Origin of the sequence: Arcicella lustrica (genome assembly GCF_034930985.1) — a bacterium.
In the GTDB taxonomy this organism is placed as follows: Bacteria; Bacteroidota; Bacteroidia; order Cytophagales; family Spirosomataceae; genus Arcicella; species Arcicella lustrica.
Map to the genome: position 1 here is coordinate 1 of NZ_JAYGIM010000028.1, position 2,500 is coordinate 2,500.

A 2,500-nucleotide genomic window follows, 5' to 3' on the forward strand; every position below is an offset into this window, starting at 1 on the left:
TTTAATATTTTTGGGGTTTATTTACTTTCCCGCATATGATTGCAGTATCATCAACGGAACTGGGCTTAACTTCTCTGTTCGAGATGGGAAGAGGTGAACACCAGTCCTATCAACCCCATAAATTCTTTGAGTAGGTAGTTTTCATCATTGATTGATTGACTACATTACTCTATGTCTTTATGAGTTTTTCTCATTTTATATTGTGAAAGATGTTGAAGAGTAAGAACACTACAGATTACATACAGTTGTATTAATAAAGCTCTTGGGTAATTAGTATTGCTCGACTTTGATATTTCTATCTTTACATCTGCAACCTATCAAGGTCGTCATCTACGACCGCCCTTATATGGATTACTCATCTTCAGGTCAGTTTCGCACTTAGATGCTTTCAGCGCTTATCTGGTCCCGACGTAGCTACTCAGCAATGCCCTTGGCAGAACAACTGATACACCAGCGGTCAGTCCAACTCGGTCCTCTCGTACTAAAGTCAGAACCTGTCAATAATCCTACGCCCACAACAGATAGGGACCGAACTGTCTCACGACGTTCTGAACCCAGCTCGCGTGCCACTTTAATCGGCGAACAGCCGAACCCTTGGGACCTTCTCCAGCCCCAGGATGTGACGAGCCGACATCGAGGTGCCAAACCTCCCCGTCGATGTGAGCTCTTGGGGGAGATCAGCCTGTTATCCCCAGAGTACCTTTTATCCTTTGAGCGATGGCTGTTCCATACTAAACCACCGGATCACTATATCCTACTTTCGTACCTGATCGACTTGTTTGTCTCACAGTCAAGCACCCTTTTGCTATTGCACTCTACGCACGGTTACCAAGCGTGCTGAGGGTACCTTTGAAAGCCTCCGTTACTCTTTTGGAGGCGACCACCCCAGTCAAACTACCCACCAAGCAATGTCCCTATTTAGGTTAGAATTCCAGTACAAGAAGGGTGGTATTTCAACGTTGACTCCATAATGCCTAGCGACACTATATCATAGTCTCCCACCTATCCTACACATCCAGTACCAGAACTCAATGCTAAGCTATAGTAAAGGTTCATGGGGTCTTTCCGTCCCGTTGCGGGTAAACGGCATCTTCACCGTTACTACAATTTCACCGAGCTCACGGCTGAGACAGTGTCCAGATCGTTACACCATTCGTGCAGGTCGGAACTTACCCGACAAGGAATTTCGCTACCTTAGGACCGTTATAGTTACGGCCGCCGTTTACTGGGGCTTCGATTCAATGCGTCGCTTGCGCTAACATCCCCTCTTAACCTTCCAGCACCGGGCAGGTGTCAGGCCTTATACGTCAACTTTCGTTTTTGCAAAGCCATGTGTTTTTGTTAAACAGTCGCCTGGACCAATTCTCTGCGGCCTCTCATCGCTGAGTAGGCTCCCTTTATCCCGAAGTTACAGGGTTAATTTGCCGAGTTCCTTAGCCGTGATTCACTCGAGCGCCTTAGAATATTCTTCCCAGTCACCTGTGTCGGTTTACGGTACGGGTTACTAATAAGTATAGATTCACAACTTTTCTTGGAAGTCTCTTCGCTGACTCGTTTCTGCCTTGCGGCTTCTTCTCAAAGGCACTATTCCGTCAGTACCTGCCAACCACGAATCTCCGTCATTGTGTTTCCCTATTAGTAAGTTCAGGAATATTAACCTGATGTGCATTAAGTCTTCGCTGTCGCTAAACCCTTAGCCCCCGACTAACCCTCAGTTGATTAGCATAGCTGAGGAAACCTTGACTTTTCGGCGTGCGGGTTTCTCGCCCGCATTATCGTTACTCATCCCTACATTTGCTTTTCTGACCTCTCCAATAAACCTTGTCGATTTACCTTCATTGATGTCAGAATGCTCCCCTACCAGTATGTACATAATACATAATCCAAAGCTTCGGTACTATACTTGATGCCCGTTTATTATCGATGCCCGCCTCGCTCGACCAGTGAGCTGTTACGCACTCTTTAAATGAATAGCTGCTTCCAAGCTAACATCCTGGCTGTCTCTGCAATCAGACCTCCTTTGTTCAACTTAGTATAGATTTGGGGACCTTAGCTGTTGGTCTGGGTTCTTTCCCTCTCGGACAGTGACCTTAGCACCCCTGCCCTCACTGCCGTGTATATTTCATGCCATTCAGAGTTCATCAGGATTTGGTAGGATGTGACTCCCCCTAGTCCTATTGGTAGCTTTACCTGCATGAAACTCAACCACGACGCTGTTCCTAAAAACATTTCGGGGAGTACGAGCTATTTCCCAGTTTGATTAGCCTTTCACCCCTACCCACAGCTCATCGAAATACTTTTCAACGTAAACTCGTTCGGTCCTCCAGTGTGTGTTACCACACCTTCAACCTGGCCATGGGTAGATCACAAGGTTTCGCGTCTACTCCCCCTGACTAAACGCCCTATTCAGACTCGCTTTCGCTCCGACTCCAGTTCTATAAACCTTAATCTTGCCAGGAAGAGTAACTCGTAGGGTCATTATGCAAAAGGCACGCCGTCA

2 rRNA genes (1 of these 2 cut by a window edge) are annotated in these 2,500 nt (G+C 46.7%); both read right to left on the reverse strand.

What is annotated here, in order from left to right:
* Positions 1-8: 8 nt before the first annotated feature.
* Positions 9-120 (reverse strand): 5S ribosomal RNA (gene rrf / locus VB798_RS24245).
* A gap of 130 nt (positions 121-250) precedes the next feature.
* Positions 251-2,500 (reverse strand): 23S ribosomal RNA (locus VB798_RS24250) (it continues 579 nt past the right edge of the window).